This window comes from Microcystis sp. T1-4 (assembly GCF_000297435.1).
GTDB lineage: Bacteria > Cyanobacteriota > Cyanobacteriia > Cyanobacteriales > Microcystaceae > Microcystis.
The window spans coordinates 1-16,295 of the sequence record NZ_CAIP01000046.1 but is presented as its reverse complement, the minus strand read 5'-3'; the positions used below and the strand labels follow the sequence as shown (position 1 = coordinate 16,295).

The window sequence follows — 16,295 nt, the reverse complement described above, 5'->3', positions numbered from 1 at the left end:
TAAAGAACAACTTATTAAAGAAATTGAAACAACTCCCATTTCTCTGCTGCCGGAAATCCTGCATTTTGTCCAATCTATAAAAACAAAACATCCAGACGTTGACTTTATGGAATTTGCTGGTATGGCAGCAGATATAGAAAATACTATGCAAGAGATTGTCGAAGAAGCAGAAGCTAATCGTCAACTTGATTTAAGACGGATAAATGACTTATGAAACAAGCATTACTTGATACCAATATCCTCTCTTATTTTTTACGAGGCAATCCCGCAGTAATTGAACAATTCCGCATCTATCGACAACACTATACTTATATATCGTTTTCAATCTTTACCTATTACGAGATTAAAAGTGGTTTATTGTATAAAGATGCACGAAATCAACAACAACAATTTGAACGTCTTGCAGAAGTCAGTGAAGTAATTGGTTATGATCGTGAAATTAGTGATATAGCTACTCAAATATACGTTAATCTTAGAATAAAAGGACAACTAATTACCCCGATTGATTTGTTTATTGCTGCGACTGCTATTTATTGCGATTATACTCTGATTATAGCTAACATTAAGCATTTTCAAAATATTCCCAATCTTAGTTATGAAAATTGGTATCTCTCAATAATTTAGGACTATTGTACCATTCCCAAGACAGCTACACAGAAGCGGAACCTCTCCATCTAGAAGCGATTAATATTTTCAGAGAAGGATTAGGGGAAAATCATTCCCATACCCAAACGATTATGGAGAATATAAAACTATGTTGTCCCAACTCTGGCAAGTAGAATTAAGATAGAGTTTGAATGCTTTGGAAAAGAGGGTCTGTAGGCGCACGGATTTTCCATTATGAATATAGTATCATGTCAAGTCGCCTTTATCAAGAGAAAATTTAGCAACATCCAGAAAAACGTAGGGTGCGTTAGACGGCCAAAATTTCTGCTTTAACTTCAAGCTAACAATCCGTCGTAACGCATCACCTATCATTGACTATGATTGAATTAATCACTGATAACTGATAACTGATTAGCAAGGAATAAAACCATGAACACTAAAGAGAGACTATTGCAAGAGATTGAACAAGCACCGGATTCTTTAATAGAAGAAACTTTGAACTTCCTCCTTTCAGCACAAGCTAGTTATGCTAAATCTGAAAGTAATGTAGGGGAGGCAATATTAAAGCTTCTGGAAGAGATGCCATTAGACAATGACGACTTAGAAAAGTTGCCTATAGATCTTGCTAATCAACATGATCATTATCTTTATGGAGTTCCCAAATCCTAAGCAAAGCCGAAACTAAAGTTTATAGCATCATAGCAATGAAAACCATCTTTGCAGACACATTTTATTGGGTTGCTCTCATTAACAATCGTGATGATTGGCATGAGAAAGCTATAGAAATGACAAGGAAACTCCAGCAGGTAACAATAGTGACAACCGATGAAGTCTTTATTGAAGTTTTCAACAATCTATCTGCTTATGGAATGTCAGTTAGACGAAAAACCTTACAAGTTATTAGAGGCTTACAAAATAATCCCCAAATCTTAGTTATACCTCAAACTCATCAGACGGTCCAATCAGGATTAGATTTATATCAAAATCGTCCAGATAAAGATTACAGCTTAACAGATTGTATATCCATGCAAACAATGCGCCAAATGAATATAAATGAAATTCTTACCCACGATAAGCATTTTACGCAAGAAGGATTTTTCATTTTATTTCAAAATATAGAGTTACATTAGAATTGAGACAACAACTACTAGGAGACAATCATCCCCATGTGGCAACTTCCCTCAACAATTTAGCACACTTGTACTACTCCCAAGTTAGGTACTCAGAAGCGGAACCTCTCTATCTAGAAGCGATTAATATTTTCAGAGAAGGATTAGGGGAAAATCATCCCCATACTCAAACGATTATGGAGAATATAAAACTATGTTGTCCCAACTCTGGCAAGTAGAATTAAGATAGAGTTTGAATGCTTTGGAAAATATGGTCTGTAGGCGCACGGATTTTCCATTATGAATATAGTATCATGTCAAGTCGCCTTTGTCAAGAGAGAATTTAACAACATCCAGAAAAACGTTATTGTAGGGGTAATTCATGAATTACCCCTACACCTATTACCTAGTCCAGTAACGCACCACCTAATCATCGACTATGATTGAATTAATCACTGATGACTACAATGATGGATAATTATAGGAGGATGCTGTCTGGACTGTGATTAGGAGAGATTGTTAAATCCCTACAATAATTTTTATTATTTCATCATCAAAAAAAGGATTAATTATGATCAAAAAAATTAAAATCGCCGATGCTCAAACCGATTTACCCAGTCTCGTTAAATCGGTTACAGAAGATAACAAAATTTATGCCATTGAGAATCAGGAGGATTCTGTAATTTTGATTTCCCAAAAAAACTATGAAAGTTTACAAGAAACTATCGAATTACTCTCTATTCCCGATTTAAGAGAAAGCTTACAACTATCTCTACAGCAAATTAATGAAAATGAAACCTATTCTCTTGAGGAAGTCTTGGGAGACATTGATTAATGGTTTATGAAGTCAGCATACAACACAATCATAGTATTCATTCAATTATTCCAATCAAAGTTTAGACTGATGATGAACAAAAGTTAATCTATATTCATCGTGCTAAAACCCATTATGGCGAATAAACTAGACCTTGAAAATTCTTGAAAACTAGGGTTTGCAAGCGCACGGATTTTCCATTATATATATAATATCATGTCAAGTCGCCTTTGTCAAGAGAAAATTTAACAACATCCAGAAAAACGGGGACATGAAGCTTAAATCAAGATGGGAATTACAGCAGACGAATAAATTCTTCTTGTGTCAGTTCAGCATCGCGTAAAATTTTTAGGAGTAATCCTTTCCCGACAGTTTTCCCCCGATGAACCGGTACGGTGACAACTCTTCCATCTTCATGTTTTAAGCGCAGATGACTTCCTTTTTGTCGGATAGATTGAAACCCTATTCTCGTTAAAGCTTTGATAACTTCATCACCGGTTAATATCGGTAATTTTGGCATCAGATAGACACCTTTTCAATTCCAACAAACTTCGACACATCTTCCGGATTGTCATCTTCCAAGCAAAGTTCAATCACTTCCCTGATATTCTTCATCAATTCATCAATCGTTTCCCCTTGACTGTAACAACCCCGAAGTTGAGGAACTTCCCCAACATAATATCCATCCTCATCTCGTTCAATGACAACATAAAACTCTCTTTGATAGTTCATGGTTCTCAATCCTTAAAAAAATTATCGCTATCTAAGCTTTTATTGGCGATTATTGAGACTTGAAAATAGGGTCTGTAGGCGCAAGGATTTTCCACTATGAATATAGTATCATGTCAAGAGGCTTTTGTCAAGATAAATTTTGACAACATCCAGATTTAGTCGTAACCCATCACCTATCATTGACTATGATTGAATTAACCACTGCTCACTGATAGCTGATAACTGATAACTGATAACTGATAACTGATAACTGATAACTGATAACTGATAACTGATAACTGATAACTGATAACTGATAAGAGATTGTCGAAGAAGGGGCGAAGCATTCGGGGGATAACCTATGGCTGAAACCGTAGATTTCCTATCCGAATGTTGCGCCCCTACTTTTTCAGCATACCCTAATTAATCGGGCAATTTATACTGTTCCACAATCTTTTTAGCATATTCAGGAACATGAGCCGCTAATTTTTCAGGATAATTACGTTTAACATAAAGGTAATTACGGGTAAAGTGAGAATCGATGGAAAAGCGAGCATATTCTAACCCTTTAGGCCCGATTTTTTCAATTACTACTCCCATCATTTTTGCCGCCCACATCGGCAAGGTTACACCTTTATCGTAGGCAGGAATGCTATTTTGTACCGCCTGTTTTCTATCACCACTAGACATAACATCTTGGGTATCTAATTGATCTTTAACTAACTCTAACATTTCCTTGCCCGTATCATTACGAACCATAATCCATTGCCAGCCAAAAGGTGCGCCCATATAGCCCACAACCAAATCGGCAAGGGAGTTAACATAATCAAAACAAGTCATACAGGAAGGGGCAAAAACATCTTTTAATTTATTAGTTTTTAAGCCAAAAAAAGGAACCATTTCGATGGAGCCATTTTCGTGTTTAAAGTGTACCCGAAAATCCTGCATAAATTCGTAGTGAACCACAGTTTCTGGGGAACGACTGGTAGTTTCTAGAAACTTTTGCAGCCCTGAGCGGGTGACATTATCGACGCAGGGAGTTCCTAAGACATATAACTTTTCTAAGCCTAATTTTTTTTCTACTGCTCTTAGGGCTTGAATTTGACAACCAACTCCGATAACTAATAACCGTTTCATGCCCGATTTTTCAATTTCTTCTAGGACTGATAAATTGGGAGAAAGAGTCGGTTTATTGACTTTAGCGGCGAGAATTTCTTCCGTGGTACGAGCGAGAATCGGCTGCGGTTGAAAGCGATCCTCGGCGGTATTCTGCACACAAACCACCCCTTCTACTAAACCACGATTGAGCATTTCACAGGCAATTGTGCTGACGATTCCTGTCCATTGCGCCCCTGGGATAGCTTGTTTTTTCTTGGCAGCCATCATCTCTTGATGAACGCCAAAATAGAGATCATTTTCCTGATTTAAGTCGCGACTTTTGCCGTGTGCTGCTGCTTCTAAATCGGCAATTTGTTGATTGAGAAAAGCACAAGCTTCTTTAACGTAGTGAATATAATAAGTGTCACAAAGTCCGCACTCGCTACACAATTCTTTGGCAGGACGACGACTATTGGGTTTGAGGGCTTTGGCTTTTAGGTGTGGCGCAAGCGAGTTCATAATCTTAAAAGGCAACTAGGTCAAGGGTTTTTTTCTATCGATCGTTTACCTTACCGCATTAGATCGCTTTGTTACCAATCTTTTTAAAGAAATGTAACGATTACCCGGAATAGGATCAGAGCAAAGCTTCTAAGGTGGCGACGACGGAAGCCGCTAAAGTTTCTAAATCATAACCACCTTCTAAGCCGAAAAGTAGCGGTTTATTGAGAGTTAAGAGGTATTTGGTTAAAATTCCATAATCCTGTGGGTGTAAACAAATTCCCGCCAGAGGATCCGCTTGATTGGCATCATATCCAGCACTAACAATCACTAAATCCGGTTGAAAATTTTTCAGAAAAGGTATGACTTGCCCCTCAAAATGTTCTTGATAATCTTTAATCGTACTTCCCGCCGATAAGGGAATATTCAAAACATTATTAAACTCCCCTTTTTCTCTCGCTTCTCCCGTGCCGGGATAGAAGGGGAATTGATGGAGGGAGCAATAGGCAATCTGGGGATGATTTTCGACTATATCCTGGGTGCCATTGCCGTGATGTACGTCCCAATCGAGAATCGCTACTTTTTGCACTCTTTTGTTTTCTAAAGCATAATAAGCGGCAATAGCAGCATTAGAAAACAGACAGAAACCCATGCCATAATTAGAAGTGGCATGATGTCCGGGTGGACGGGCTAAAATAAAGGCAGGATCGCCGGTGGATAAGACTCGATCGACTCCATCTAACCAGCCACTAACCGCTAGTAACGCCACATCGTAACTACGGGCAGAAACGGGAGTATCGGCATCCAATCTTCCCCCACCCCGTTGACAAATTCGCCGCAATCTATCAACATAATCTTGATTATGAACTTGTTTAATCAAAGGAATTACTTCGTCGCGAATTTCGAGCGGTGTCGGTAAATGCCATGTTAATTTTGACTGCCATTTTGTTTGTTTTAAAGCCTCGACAATTGCCGTTAAACGCGCCGCTTTTTCGGGATGGTAAATACCTGTATCGTGATCGAGAAATTCCTCGGAATAGATAATCGAGATCATAATCAAATTACTGCTTAACTCGTTGATTTTTGAGCAACCCAATGATTTTAATCTATCAGAAAAACAGGGGCTTGAGGAACTATAGTGAAAAAACTTTACTGATTGGGCCACTTTTGCCGGATGATGCAATTATCTCCCCCTCAGGTGACAGGAAGCAAAAATGCTGGCTCTTCTAGGTTCTGTGTGATCAGTTTAACTTACAATATGATCGATCAATCTTTGTGTCCTTTGTGTCTTTGTGGTTCGTTCCACTCACTCGCCAGCAGGACTGTATCCTAGAATACATTTTACCCACCAAACCTGGGAGAGCCAAATGCTGACAAATTTTCGGAAATTTCAGCTAGAAGTTATACTAAATCCAGTTATTAAAGACTGATTATTTATTCCCCCTTTTGCCTCTTGCCTATTGCCTTTTGCCTGTCCTGATAAGTAGCCTATACTCAACGGATTTAGTATTAATGGCATTACTATCAATGGTGTCAAAGGTGGGCGCGGTTTTCCGCTGCTTTTGCTCCATGGTTATCCCCAAACTCATCAAATGTGGCATAAAATCGCCCCCCGATTAGCGGCTAATTTTACGGTGATCGCCACGGATCTGCGCCGCTACGGGGATGGCGATAAACCCTTACCCCTAGAGGATTCTAGCAATTATTGCAAGCGGGTGATGGCCCTCGATCAGGTGTTGCTGATGGAAAAATTGGGTTATCAGGAGTTTTATCTGATCGGTCATGATCGAGGGGCGCAAGTTTTTTACCATCTCGCCCTCGATTTCCCCGAAAAGGTAAAAAAATCGTTTTACTCGATATAGCCTCAACGCTGGCGATGTACGAGGCTACAGAGCAAACTTTTGCCACTGCCTACTATCATTGGTTCTTCTTGATTCAGCCTTCCCCTTTTCCCGAAACCCTGATCGCCGCTAATCCCGATTATTATCTGCAACATTGCTGGCAAAGTTGGGGGCGAGATTTTAGCGCTTTTACAGAGGAAGCTTTGTTGTTTTCGAGATTTAAGCACGATAACCGCCACCTGTGCCGATGATCGGGCCGCCGCTACCATCGATTTAGAGCATGATCGTCAGGATTTAGAACGGAAAATTTCCTCTCCCCTCTTGGTTCTTTGGGGAAAAAAAGGTTTCATTGCTCGTCAATACGATCTATCGCTCTTTGGCAGCAGCGAGCTAATCAAGTCACCGGACAAGCGATCGCCAGTGGTCATTTTTTACCGGAAGAAGCACCGGAAGAGACGGCACAGGAGATCGAGGATTTTCTTGGCTAAGTAAAGAGATTGACGACCAAATTCTCCGAGTTAGGAGCCTGAAGACAGGAGGGAAATCCTTAGCTAATTAGGTTTTCACTTTGACAAAATTATGCTCCTGTTAGAATCTTGAACCTAAGATACTTATTAAAGGCAGCTCCACCTATACAATTGCTGAGTTAGCTGGCCTACAAATTTCTTGATTCTTGCTGGCAAGAATCGCTAATTTTTGGCTGTCTTGCCCATGTTCGGCCAAGTTTCACAGAGACGAAATTTCGCCTCTGTTAGCCGCACCGATAGCCGATTGAATTGCTAATAATTTTCTTGCGGATTTGTGGCAGCAGGATTTTCTTGGTAGGAAAAGCTGTTACCAAACTCGAATTCCTGTCCGTAGGCTTCCTCTCCGTGTTGAGGCACATCTAACCCTTCTGCTTCCGTATTCGGTTTAACCCGCAAGTCCATAAATAAACTGAGAACTTTCAGGATGACAAAAGTACCGACGGCAGCAAAGATATAAGTAGCGGCAACGCCAACAAATTGCGTCCACAGTAACCCCGGATTCCCAAAAAATAAACCATCATTTCCGGCTGAATTAACCGCTTTTGTGGCAAAAAGCCCCGTAAGCAGCGCCCCTATCGTTCCGCCGACACCATGGACGGGATAGGTATCCAAAGAATCATCAAAGCGCAATTTTGCCCGGAGACTAACCGCAAAAAAACAGGTAAGGGCAGTGATCGAACCAATGAGAATCGCCCCAATCGGCAGCACATAGCCGGCAGCCGGAGTTATACCGACTAATCCCCCTAAAAATCCACTAGCAATGCCGATCGCCGTCGGTTTAGCCCGTAAAATCCATTCTATAAGCATCCATGTCAAACCACCAGCCGAAGCTGCGATACTGGTATTAACAAAAGCTGTCGTGGCTAGGGAACTAGAGGAAAGCGCACTACCCCCATTAAAACCAAACCAACCGAACCAGAGTAAACCGATACCTAGGAGAACAAAAGGCACATTATGGGGTGCGTAGGTTTGGGTGCCAAAACTGCGACGCGGGCCAATCACCCAAGCGGCCACCAGTGCGGAAATCCCGGAACTAATGTGAACAACGGTTCCACCGGCGAAATCCAGCGCCCCGGTGGCAGCCAACCAACCCTTACCCCAAACCCAGTGAGCTAGGGGAGAATAGATAAAAGTGGACCAAAGCAGTAAAAACCAAAAATAGGCTTTAAAGTTGACCCGTTCTACGATCGCCCCCGAAATTAAAGCCGGGGTGATGATCGCAAACATCATCTGATAGACCATAAACACTTGATGGGGAACGGTGGGTGCATAACCGATATTGTCAGGTGCGGCGGCGGTGACACCGTTAAGAAAAATCCAATCTAGTCCCCCGATCAAAGCTTCAATTCCCTCGCCAAAACCACTTTTACCCGGGGTGACATCGAAAGCGAGACTATAACCCCACAGCACCCAAGTTACACCGATGACGCCCATGGCCACCAAACTCATCATCATGGTGTTGAGGACGTTACGCGAACGCACTAAACCCCCATAAAAAAAAGCCAGTCCGGGGGTCATTAATAAAACTAAAGCCGACGAGATCAGCATCCAAGCGGTATCTCCAGCACTAATCGGATTGGGGGGAGCGGCGGCGATGGTTTCCGCAAAAACTGGGGCAACTCCGCAATTGAATCCCAGTGCCAGCAAAAGTATGGTTATTCCTACGATCTTTTTCATTGACGGTTGCTGCCTAGTAGCAAGATTAATTTTTTCTGTCCGGAAAGAGACAAAAAACCGAAAGAGAAAAGGTTTAGAAGCCAATTATAGCCACCGATCGCAGCGGCGCGAGGCCTTCTTCCTTTTCTCTTTAACTTTGTCGGGGGTAAATTAATCTATCTTTACAAGGTTTAACCTAACGACTGCTAGGCGTTTCCATGTCAACACTGGAAGCATAATGGCCGCCGGTAACGATATCGGACTCCTTGACGAAACCGCTATAGGCTTCCATCCCGTGTTCACCCACATCCAAACCTTCCATTTCTTCTTCGGGAGTAACACGAATACCGAGGGTCGCCTTGAGGATTGTCCAAACAATACCACTAACAATCAGGGTAAATGCCCCTACTGCCACAATTCCGATAATTTGGTTAATAAACAGTTGGAATTGACCGGTGATTAAACCCGCATCTTTGTTGAAGATACCGACGGCTAAAGTTCCAAACACACCACAGACGAGGTGAACGGAAGTCGCACCCACGGGGTCATCAATTTTCAGGTTATCGAAGAAAGCCACCGAGTACACCACGACCACACCGGCAATTAAACCGATGATTGCCGCCGACCAATAGGATACACCATCACAACCGGCAGTAACGGCTACTAAACCGGCCAGAATACCGTTAATAATCATCGAAAGGTCGGGTTTACCATCTTTCGCCCAAGCGGTAAAGGTAGCGGCAATGCCGCCCGCGGCCCCGGCGAGGTTAGTGGTGACAGCGATATAGGGTACAGTTTCATTAACCGCTAAAGTAGAACCGGGGTTAAAACCAAACCAGCCAATCCAGAGAATTAAACAACCCAGGGTCGCAATACTCATGTTATGGCCGGGTAAGGCATTGGTGCGACCGTTGATGTATTTACCCATTCTCGGGCCGAGAATTGCCGCCCCGGTTAAGGCAGACCAACCACCGACCGAGTGAACTACCGTCGAACCGGCGAAGTCCTTAAAACCAAGGTCGGCTAACCAACCGCCACCCCACACCCAGTGACCGGTGATCGGGTACATGATACCAACGATAATTAAGCTAAAAACGAGGAAATCGGTGAATTTAATCCGTTCTGCCACTGCCCCAGATACAATGGTTGCCGCCGTTCCCGCGAAAGCGACTTGGAACAGGAAGAACACCGAGGTGGGCAAAGAGGCAGGCATAACGTAGGTGGCGGGATCGCTACTGCTAAGGAACCAACCTCCCGTACCGAAAAATTCGTTACTGACAGACCCGAACATCAGGGAGAAACCGATCGCCCAAAATGATATGGTGGAGAGGGCGAAAACGATCAGGTTTTTGGCCAGAACGTTAACGGCGTTTTTCTGACGACAGAATCCCGTTTCTAGCATCGCAAAACCCGCATTCATAAAGATCACGAGGATGGCGGCAATTAAAACCCAGATTGTATTGAGGGCGTTTTGGACATCTTCGGGGGTTAGGGGTTTCGCATCCTGGGCCTGTACGGCCGTGTTCCAAACCACAAAAATAATCGCAGACAAGGGAACACAGGCTAACCAGACAGGGTTAATTTTGGGTAACAAACCGACAAGTTCCCCAGATTTTCGAGCAATTCGTTTCATCGTTAATTCGTTTACTTTGTTGAGTTAGTAGGTCGATTCATTACTTTTGAAAATAATCACCGAGCAATTATGTCCGTTCAACCGCTAAATCCTAGGAACAGGGGTCAATCATTTCAGAAGACCAAACACCTAGGGATTTATCTTGATGTGTGAGTAGTCAATGTTTTTCGATCTTTGTTGTTTTGATTTGAGATTTCTGTATCCTCTGATACGTTTCACTTTAAAATAATAATAGTAGAGAAGTTATCAATTATCAGTTATCAGTTAGAAAGGGGATATAGGGGTTTAGGAATTTAGGGATTTAGGGGTTTAGGGGTTTAGGGAAATTTCAGCCAAATGCCCCACTACCCCCCGCAACGCACACGAAGTGGTCTCCCCATCTCCCCACACCCCATCACCCCATCACCCCCATCTCCTAATTCATAATTCATAATTTATAATCTATAATTCCCACTGATCACTGATTACTGTTTACTGATCACTGAAAACTCTCCCCTCCTTTGGAGAAATCAACCATGGCCCGGGCAACGGAATTCGATCGCACAATGATGCAAAGATGTCTAACCCTTGCTAGGCAAGCCTTGGGGCGGACTTCTCCTAATCCTTTGGTGGGTTCTGTGATCGTTCAAGAGGGTACAATTATCGGCGAAGGTTTTCACCCAGGGGCCGGACAACCCCATGCAGAAGTTTTCGCCCTGAGACAGGCAGCAGAAAAAGCTCGTGGTGCCACTTTATACGTCAATCTTGAACCCTGTAACCACTATGGACGGACTCCCCCCTGTAGCGAGGCAATTGTGCAAGCAGGCATTAAAAAAGTGGTGGTGGGGATGATCGATCCTAATCCCCTAGTGGCGGGGAAAGGCATTCAAAGATTAGAATCGGCAGGCATCGAGACGCTGGTGGGAGTGGAGGAGTCCGAATGTCGTCAACTCAATCAGGGTTTTATCCATCGCATCACCGCTAAAAAACCCTTCGGTATTCTCAAATATGCCATGACTCTCGATGGCAAAATTGCCGCCACTAGCGGTCATAGCGCCTGGATTACTAGCCCCGCTTCTCGCCAAATAGTCCATCAATTGCGATCGGCCTGTGATGCGATTATCGTCGGCGGTAGCACTGTCCGTCAAGATAATCCCCACCTTACCACTCACGGCCTCTCCGATCATAATCCCCTGCGCGTGGTCATGACTCGATCGCTCGATTTACCTCCCTCGGCCCATCTTTGGGATACCAGTCAATTTCCCACCCTTGTCTATACACAAATTGATGCTAATGTCAAGCTTCAGCAACAATTATTAACAAAAGGCGTGGAAGTGATCGAACTCACCGAGGTGACACCCACTTTAGTGATGGAAAATCTTTATCAGAGGGGATTTTGTCAGGTTTTGTGGGAGTGCGGCGGCGGTTTAAGCGCCGCCGCGATCGCTGAGGGCATGGTACAAAAAATTATCGCTTTTATTGCGCCCAAAATCATCGGCGGAATCAAGGCACCTACTGCCGTGGGTGATTTAGGTTTCCAGTTAATGAGCCAAGCTTTACAGTTAGAAAATGTCACGGTTAATTATCTCAATCCCGATATTTTGATTGAGGGATATCTGCAAAGTAAACAGTAGAGCTACTGCAATTCCCCCTCAATCGGCAAATCTCAACCAACCGCTTGCAAAAGTCAAAAAGTCATCAATAACTGCGATAATCTGGCACTTACCCCTAATTTTTGCGATCAAGTTCTAGAAATCGCCCCGCTGCCGTTAAATACCTTTATCGGTACGGTTATCCCCCTAGAAGAAGTTGGGCAATCGCTCTGTGATCAATGCTGCCATTATCGAGCAAAATAAAAAAGTTAGAATAGTCAAGCCCTTAGTGATTGAACGTATGACGGTACTCGAAAAAGGTAATATCACGATTCATACCGAGAATATCTTCCCTATTATCAAAAAATCTCTCTACACTGACCATGAAATTTTTCTGCGGGAATTGATATCCAATAGTGTTGATGCCATCTCGAAATTAAAAATGGCTTCCTTAGCAGGAGAAGCGAGAGGAGAAGTCCCCGAACCAGAAATTAATCTCGCCATCGATAAAGAAAATCGTACCCTATCAATTACCGATAATGGTATCGGGATGACGGCGGAAGAAATCAAGAAATATATTAACCAAGTTGCCTTTTCCAGTGCGGAAGAATTTATCAATAAATACCAAAAATCAGCCAACGATTTAATCGGTCATTTTGGCCTAGGTTTTTATTCGGCTTTTATGGTGGCTAAAAAGGTAGAGATTGATACTCTTTCCTATCAGGAAGGTGCTACCCCTGTCCATTGGTGCTGTGATGGTTCTCCAGAGTTTGAACTAACCGATTCTTCCCGCAGCCAAATCGGCACCACTATCACCCTAACTTTAATGGATGAGGAAGGGGAATATTTAGAACCTGCCCGCATTCGCCAGTTAGTCAAAACCTACTCGGATTTTATGCCCGTTCCCATTAAAATTGATGGGGAAGTGATTAATCAACAACGGGCTTTATGGAAAGAATCTCCTCAAAATCTGACGAAAGAAGACTACCTAGAATTCTATCGTTATCTCTATCCTTTCCAAGAAGAACCTTTACTCTGGGTACATCTGAATACTGATTATCCTTTCCTGCTCAATGGCATTCTCTATTTTCCCAAACTCAGACCGGATGTGGATGTCTCAAAAGGACAGTTAAAGTTATTCTGTAATCAGGTTTTTGTCAGTGATCATTGCGAGGAAATTATTCCCGATTTCCTGATACCCTTGCGAGGAGTTATCGATAGTCCAGATATTCCTTTAAATGTATCTCGAAGTGCTTTAACCAAAGATCGTACCGTTCGCCGTATTGCCGATTTTATTGCCAAAAAAATTGCTGATCGCCTCAAATCTCTATACAATGAAGACGCAAAAGAATATATTCGTTGTTGGGGAGATGTGGGAACCTTTATTAAATTTGGTTCCTTGAAAGAGGATAAATTTAAACAGCAGGTAGAAGATATTTTAATCTATCGGACTACCTACAAACCCCCAGAAACCCCATTACAAGTGGAAGTGCAAACCGCCGAAGGTGACGCATGGCAAGAAGCAACGGCGAAAACTCCCCTAGAAGCGATCGAACAGGAAGGTTATACTACTCTCAAAGCCTACCTAGAACGCCATAAAGAACGCCACGAAAATCGAGTTTTTTACTGTACCGATCCTCGTAGTCAATCCACCTACGTTGAACTCTACAAAAATCAAGGGTTAGAGATCCTTTTCTTTGATTCTTTCATCGATACTAATTACTTTATTCCTTTCCTAGAAAGAGAATACTCCGATGTAAAATTCACCCGGGTTGATTCTGAACTAGACTCGACGCTGCTCGAACAGGATCAAGCTAGTGAAATTATCGATCCCGCTAGTAATAAAACCAGGGCTGAATTGATCAAAGAAATCTTCGCCAAAGCCCTCGATAATTCCCGCATCAATATCAAAACTGAAGCCTTGAAATCCGATGATCCCCAAGGTACTCCCCCAGCAATTGTCTTACTTCCAGAAGCGATGCGACGCTTACAGGAAATGACGGCAATGATGCAACAAAAAGCCATGGCTTTCCCCGAAGAACATATTCTGATGATTAATACTAATCATCCCCTAATTCAACAGATTGTCCAGATTAGTCAGGGAAGTATTGTTACTGGTAGCGGCGAATCTCCATCGGCGCAATTAGCGAAAATGCTCTGTCAGCACGTTTATGATTTAGCTTTAATCGCTCAAAAAGGATTTGATGCCGAGGGAATGCAAGCTTTTGTGGAACGTTCCAATCGCGTTCTGACTAAGCTAACCGAAAAGATTTAATCTATTGCCAAACTTTAGCTGTTTCGATATGCTGAGAGTGTGTTAATTCACACTCTATTTTTTTAGCCCGATCAATATGATCTAACGATAAGCTATCTTGCCGCCGTCAGCCTTGAATCAGTTATCAGTTATCAGTTATCAGTTATCAGTTATCAGATGTAAGTTTTCAGTTCACTTATACTGTTTACTGTTTACTGTTTACTGTTTACTGATAAGTAGGGAGGCACAATTATTTGTAGGATGGGTTAGCGGTAGCGTAACATGAGCGGGCGTTGGGTTTCATGCTTCAACCCAACCTACGTTCTGTTTACTGATAACTGTTTACTGATAACTGATAACTGATAACTGATAACTGAAAAATGCGCTTACCCACCCTCAAATATGAGCGAGGAACCTTAATTCTCCATCCACCACCAAAAGGGAAAAAATGGCTAGATTTTGCCACTTGGGATGATCGTATCGAAAGATTTCGCATTTTGGCCATTCATTATCGTCCTCTCGTGGAAACCCTACAGGAGGAGGGCATTAACTTCCAAGATGAAGCAAAAGCTTTTAACAATTTAGAATTAATTGCCAGTTTTGAACGGGAACCCTACCCCCACCAAACGGAAGCGTTAATCGCTTGGAAAAAATCCCAGAGAAGGGGTGTCATTGTCCTTCCCACCGCTGCCGGTAAAACCTATCTTGCCCAATTAGCTCTACAATCGACTCCCCGCAGTACCTTAATTATCGTGCCGACTATTGATTTAATGCACCAGTGGTATGCCCAGATGTTGGCGGCTTTTCCCGATGCCGAGGTGGGATTATTAGGGGGAGGTTCTAAGGATAATAGTGCTATTTTAATCGCCACCTATCAAAGTGCGGCAATTTATTCAGAAACTCTTGGCAATCGTTACGCTTTTTTGATTTTTGATGAATGTCATCATTTACCATCAGATTTCTTTCGGAAAATAGCGGAAGATTCGATCGCACCCTATCGTTTAGGCTTAACAGCAACACCGGATCGCGGTGATGGTAGTCATCAAGATTTAGATTATCTTATTGGTGCAATTGTTTATCAAAAAAGTCCCCAAGACTTGTCAGGAAAAGTCCTAGCGGATCATGAAATAATTCAAATCAAAGTGAAACTATCTGCCAAAGAACAGGAAAAATATCAAGAAGCAATTAAAATTCGCAATGATTTTTTAAGAAGAAATAATCTCAGTTTGTCTGGTTTAGATGGTTGGCAAAATTTTGTCATGATTAGTGCCAGAAGTAGCGAAGGGCGCCGGGCCATGTTGGCCCACCGGGAGTCGAAGGAAATATCCTCCGGAACCCAGGGAAAATTGCGGGTTTTAGCCGAGTTAATCTGTGAACACTATCCGGAACCAATTTTAATTTTTACCAACGATAATGCCACAGTTTACCGCATTTCCGAGAGCTTTTTAATACCTGCCATAACCCATCAAACTCCCGTGAAAGAACGCCATGAAATCCTGACCCGTTTTCGTCAGGGAGAATACAAAATTCTGGTGACTTCCCATGTTCTTAATGAAGGGGTTGATGTGCCGGAAGCGCGCATCGCGATTATTTTATCGGGAACCGGTTCCACTAGGGAATATATTCAGCGTTTAGGACGGGTTTTAAGAAAAGGCCAACAAGAGGATAAACGGGCGATTTTGTATGAAGTGATAGCCGAAAATACGACGGAGGAAAAAACCTCCCAACGACGACGGGGAGAGCAGAAAAATAAAACTAGCTATAAAACCAGTAATCGACAATTGGAATTATTGCCTTCTCCTCCGAAAAAATCTTTTTCTTTCCCGAAGGCTGCCGAATCTTCTACCCCTTGGGTAAGTTCTCCAGAGTCAGAGGAAGAATAGAAAATTTCTCTGGGGGATTTTCCTCTATAATAAAGGTAAGTAGGTAGGTGTTAAAAGTTGTCAGATACCCCCCTTATCAAGGGGGGCAGGGGGG

Annotated in this window: 17 protein-coding genes and 1 pseudogene; 12 read left to right on the top strand and 6 right to left on the bottom strand. The window is 42.5% G+C overall.

Annotated elements, in window-relative coordinates:
* The 8 genes from MICAI_RS02720 to MICAI_RS02700 form a co-directional block, all read left to right on the top strand.
* On the top strand, positions 1–214 hold a 214-nt coding region (locus MICAI_RS02720), incomplete at its 5' end, for a hypothetical protein (protein ID WP_071988983.1).
* On the top strand, positions 211–624 hold the full coding sequence (locus MICAI_RS02715) for a type II toxin-antitoxin system VapC family toxin (protein WP_008197416.1): 414 nt from the start codon (positions 211–213) through the stop codon (positions 622–624). The genes MICAI_RS02720 and MICAI_RS02715, both read left to right, overlap by 4 nt.
* Entirely contained in the window at positions 603–779 is a 177-nt protein-coding gene (locus MICAI_RS22960; protein WP_008197415.1) for a tetratricopeptide repeat protein, read from the top strand. The genes MICAI_RS02715 and MICAI_RS22960 overlap by 22 nt, the downstream gene beginning before the upstream one ends.
* Before the next feature lie 256 nt (positions 780–1,035).
* Positions 1,036–1,275, top strand: coding sequence for a hypothetical protein (locus tag MICAI_RS02710; RefSeq protein ID WP_002735146.1), 240 nt, complete (start codon positions 1,036–1,038; stop codon positions 1,273–1,275).
* Between the two features lie 35 nt (positions 1,276–1,310).
* Entirely contained in the window at positions 1,311–1,736 is a 426-nt protein-coding gene (locus tag MICAI_RS02705) for a type II toxin-antitoxin system VapC family toxin (RefSeq protein WP_008197414.1), read from the top strand.
* A gap of 2 nt (positions 1,737–1,738) precedes the next feature.
* Positions 1,739–1,954 carry a tetratricopeptide repeat protein gene (locus MICAI_RS22950; protein WP_002797173.1) on the top strand — a complete coding sequence of 72 codons (216 nt, stop codon included), beginning with the start codon at positions 1,739–1,741 and terminating at the stop codon, positions 1,952–1,954.
* 61 nt (positions 1,955–2,015) lie between these two features.
* A complete protein-coding gene (locus tag MICAI_RS25635; RefSeq protein ID WP_157221711.1) occupies positions 2,016–2,162 on the top strand; it encodes a hypothetical protein in 147 nt (48 codons plus the stop codon).
* A gap of 124 nt (positions 2,163–2,286) precedes the next feature.
* Positions 2,287–2,550, top strand: coding sequence for a type II toxin-antitoxin system Phd/YefM family antitoxin (locus tag MICAI_RS02700; RefSeq protein WP_002756068.1), 264 nt, complete (start codon positions 2,287–2,289; stop codon positions 2,548–2,550).
* A 274-nt stretch (positions 2,551–2,824) separates the two neighbouring features.
* On the opposite strand, the gene MICAI_RS02695 is transcribed toward MICAI_RS02700, so the two are convergent.
* The 4 genes from MICAI_RS02695 to MICAI_RS02680 form a co-directional block, all read right to left on the bottom strand.
* Positions 2,825–3,049 carry a type II toxin-antitoxin system HicA family toxin gene (locus MICAI_RS02695; RefSeq protein WP_002739026.1) on the bottom strand — a complete coding sequence of 75 codons (225 nt, stop codon included), beginning with the start codon at positions 3,047–3,049 and terminating at the stop codon, positions 2,825–2,827.
* Positions 3,049–3,261: a type II toxin-antitoxin system HicB family antitoxin gene (locus MICAI_RS02690; protein ID WP_002738920.1), complete on the bottom strand. Its 213-nt coding sequence runs from the start codon at positions 3,259–3,261 to the stop codon at positions 3,049–3,051. The genes MICAI_RS02695 and MICAI_RS02690 overlap by 1 nt, the downstream gene beginning before the upstream one ends.
* Before the next feature lie 402 nt (positions 3,262–3,663).
* Positions 3,664–4,857, bottom strand: coding sequence for a Coenzyme F420 hydrogenase/dehydrogenase, beta subunit C-terminal domain (locus MICAI_RS02685; protein ID WP_008197413.1), 1,194 nt, complete (start codon positions 4,855–4,857; stop codon positions 3,664–3,666).
* Positions 4,858–4,972: 115 nt separating this feature from the next.
* Entirely contained in the window at positions 4,973–5,890 is a 918-nt protein-coding gene (locus tag MICAI_RS02680; RefSeq protein ID WP_008197412.1) for a histone deacetylase family protein, read from the bottom strand.
* Between the two features lie 436 nt (positions 5,891–6,326).
* On the opposite strand from MICAI_RS02680, the pseudogene MICAI_RS02675 reads away from it, so the two are divergent.
* A pseudogene (locus MICAI_RS02675) lies at positions 6,327–7,165 on the top strand (alpha/beta fold hydrolase).
* A gap of 291 nt (positions 7,166–7,456) precedes the next feature.
* Here MICAI_RS02675 and MICAI_RS02670 read toward each other — a convergent pair.
* The gene (locus MICAI_RS02670) at positions 7,457–8,881 is read right to left on the bottom strand and encodes an ammonium transporter (protein ID WP_008197409.1); all 1,425 of its coding nucleotides are present in this window, start codon (positions 8,879–8,881) and stop codon (positions 7,457–7,459) included.
* A gap of 175 nt (positions 8,882–9,056) precedes the next feature.
* Positions 9,057–10,493: an ammonium transporter gene (locus MICAI_RS02665; RefSeq protein ID WP_008197408.1), complete on the bottom strand. Its 1,437-nt coding sequence runs from the start codon at positions 10,491–10,493 to the stop codon at positions 9,057–9,059.
* 515 nt (positions 10,494–11,008) lie between these two features.
* Here MICAI_RS02665 and ribD point away from each other — a divergent pair.
* The 3 genes from ribD to MICAI_RS02650 all read left to right on the top strand — a co-directional run bounded on the left by ribD (position 11,009) and on the right by MICAI_RS02650 (position 16,201).
* Complete coding sequence (ribD, locus tag MICAI_RS02660) at positions 11,009–12,106, top strand: bifunctional diaminohydroxyphosphoribosylaminopyrimidine deaminase/5-amino-6-(5-phosphoribosylamino)uracil reductase RibD (protein ID WP_008197407.1); 1,098 nt, start codon at positions 11,009–11,011, stop codon at positions 12,104–12,106.
* Between the two features lie 259 nt (positions 12,107–12,365).
* Positions 12,366–14,339 carry a molecular chaperone HtpG gene (gene htpG, locus MICAI_RS02655; RefSeq protein ID WP_039899507.1) on the top strand — a complete coding sequence of 658 codons (1,974 nt, stop codon included), beginning with the start codon at positions 12,366–12,368 and terminating at the stop codon, positions 14,337–14,339.
* A 359-nt stretch (positions 14,340–14,698) separates the two neighbouring features.
* Positions 14,699–16,201: a DEAD/DEAH box helicase gene (locus tag MICAI_RS02650; protein WP_008197401.1), complete on the top strand. Its 1,503-nt coding sequence runs from the start codon at positions 14,699–14,701 to the stop codon at positions 16,199–16,201.
* Positions 16,202–16,295: the final 94 nt, after the last annotated feature.

Coding starts and splice junctions, on each gene's coding strand:
- MICAI_RS02680 (WP_008197412.1), bottom strand. CDS start 5,890: ATGATCTCGATTATCTATTCCGAGGAATTTCTCGATCACGATACAGGT.
- ribD (WP_008197407.1), top strand. CDS start 11,009: ATGGCCCGGGCAACGGAATTCGATCGCACAATGATGCAAAGATGTCTA.
- MICAI_RS02715 (WP_008197416.1), top strand. CDS start 211: ATGAAACAAGCATTACTTGATACCAATATCCTCTCTTATTTTTTACGA.
- MICAI_RS02665 (WP_008197408.1), bottom strand. CDS start 10,493: ATGAAACGAATTGCTCGAAAATCTGGGGAACTTGTCGGTTTGTTACCC.
- MICAI_RS02700 (WP_002756068.1), top strand. CDS start 2,287: ATGATCAAAAAAATTAAAATCGCCGATGCTCAAACCGATTTACCCAGT.
- MICAI_RS02705 (WP_008197414.1), top strand. CDS start 1,311: ATGAAAACCATCTTTGCAGACACATTTTATTGGGTTGCTCTCATTAAC.
- htpG (WP_039899507.1), top strand. CDS start 12,366: ATGACGGTACTCGAAAAAGGTAATATCACGATTCATACCGAGAATATC.
- MICAI_RS02670 (WP_008197409.1), bottom strand. CDS start 8,881: ATGAAAAAGATCGTAGGAATAACCATACTTTTGCTGGCACTGGGATTC.
- MICAI_RS02710 (WP_002735146.1), top strand. CDS start 1,036: ATGAACACTAAAGAGAGACTATTGCAAGAGATTGAACAAGCACCGGAT.
- MICAI_RS02695 (WP_002739026.1), bottom strand. CDS start 3,049: ATGCCAAAATTACCGATATTAACCGGTGATGAAGTTATCAAAGCTTTA.
- MICAI_RS25635 (WP_157221711.1), top strand. CDS start 2,016: ATGAATATAGTATCATGTCAAGTCGCCTTTGTCAAGAGAGAATTTAAC.
- MICAI_RS02650 (WP_008197401.1), top strand. CDS start 14,699: ATGCGCTTACCCACCCTCAAATATGAGCGAGGAACCTTAATTCTCCAT.
- MICAI_RS02685 (WP_008197413.1), bottom strand. CDS start 4,857: ATGAACTCGCTTGCGCCACACCTAAAAGCCAAAGCCCTCAAACCCAAT.
- MICAI_RS02690 (WP_002738920.1), bottom strand. CDS start 3,261: ATGAACTATCAAAGAGAGTTTTATGTTGTCATTGAACGAGATGAGGAT.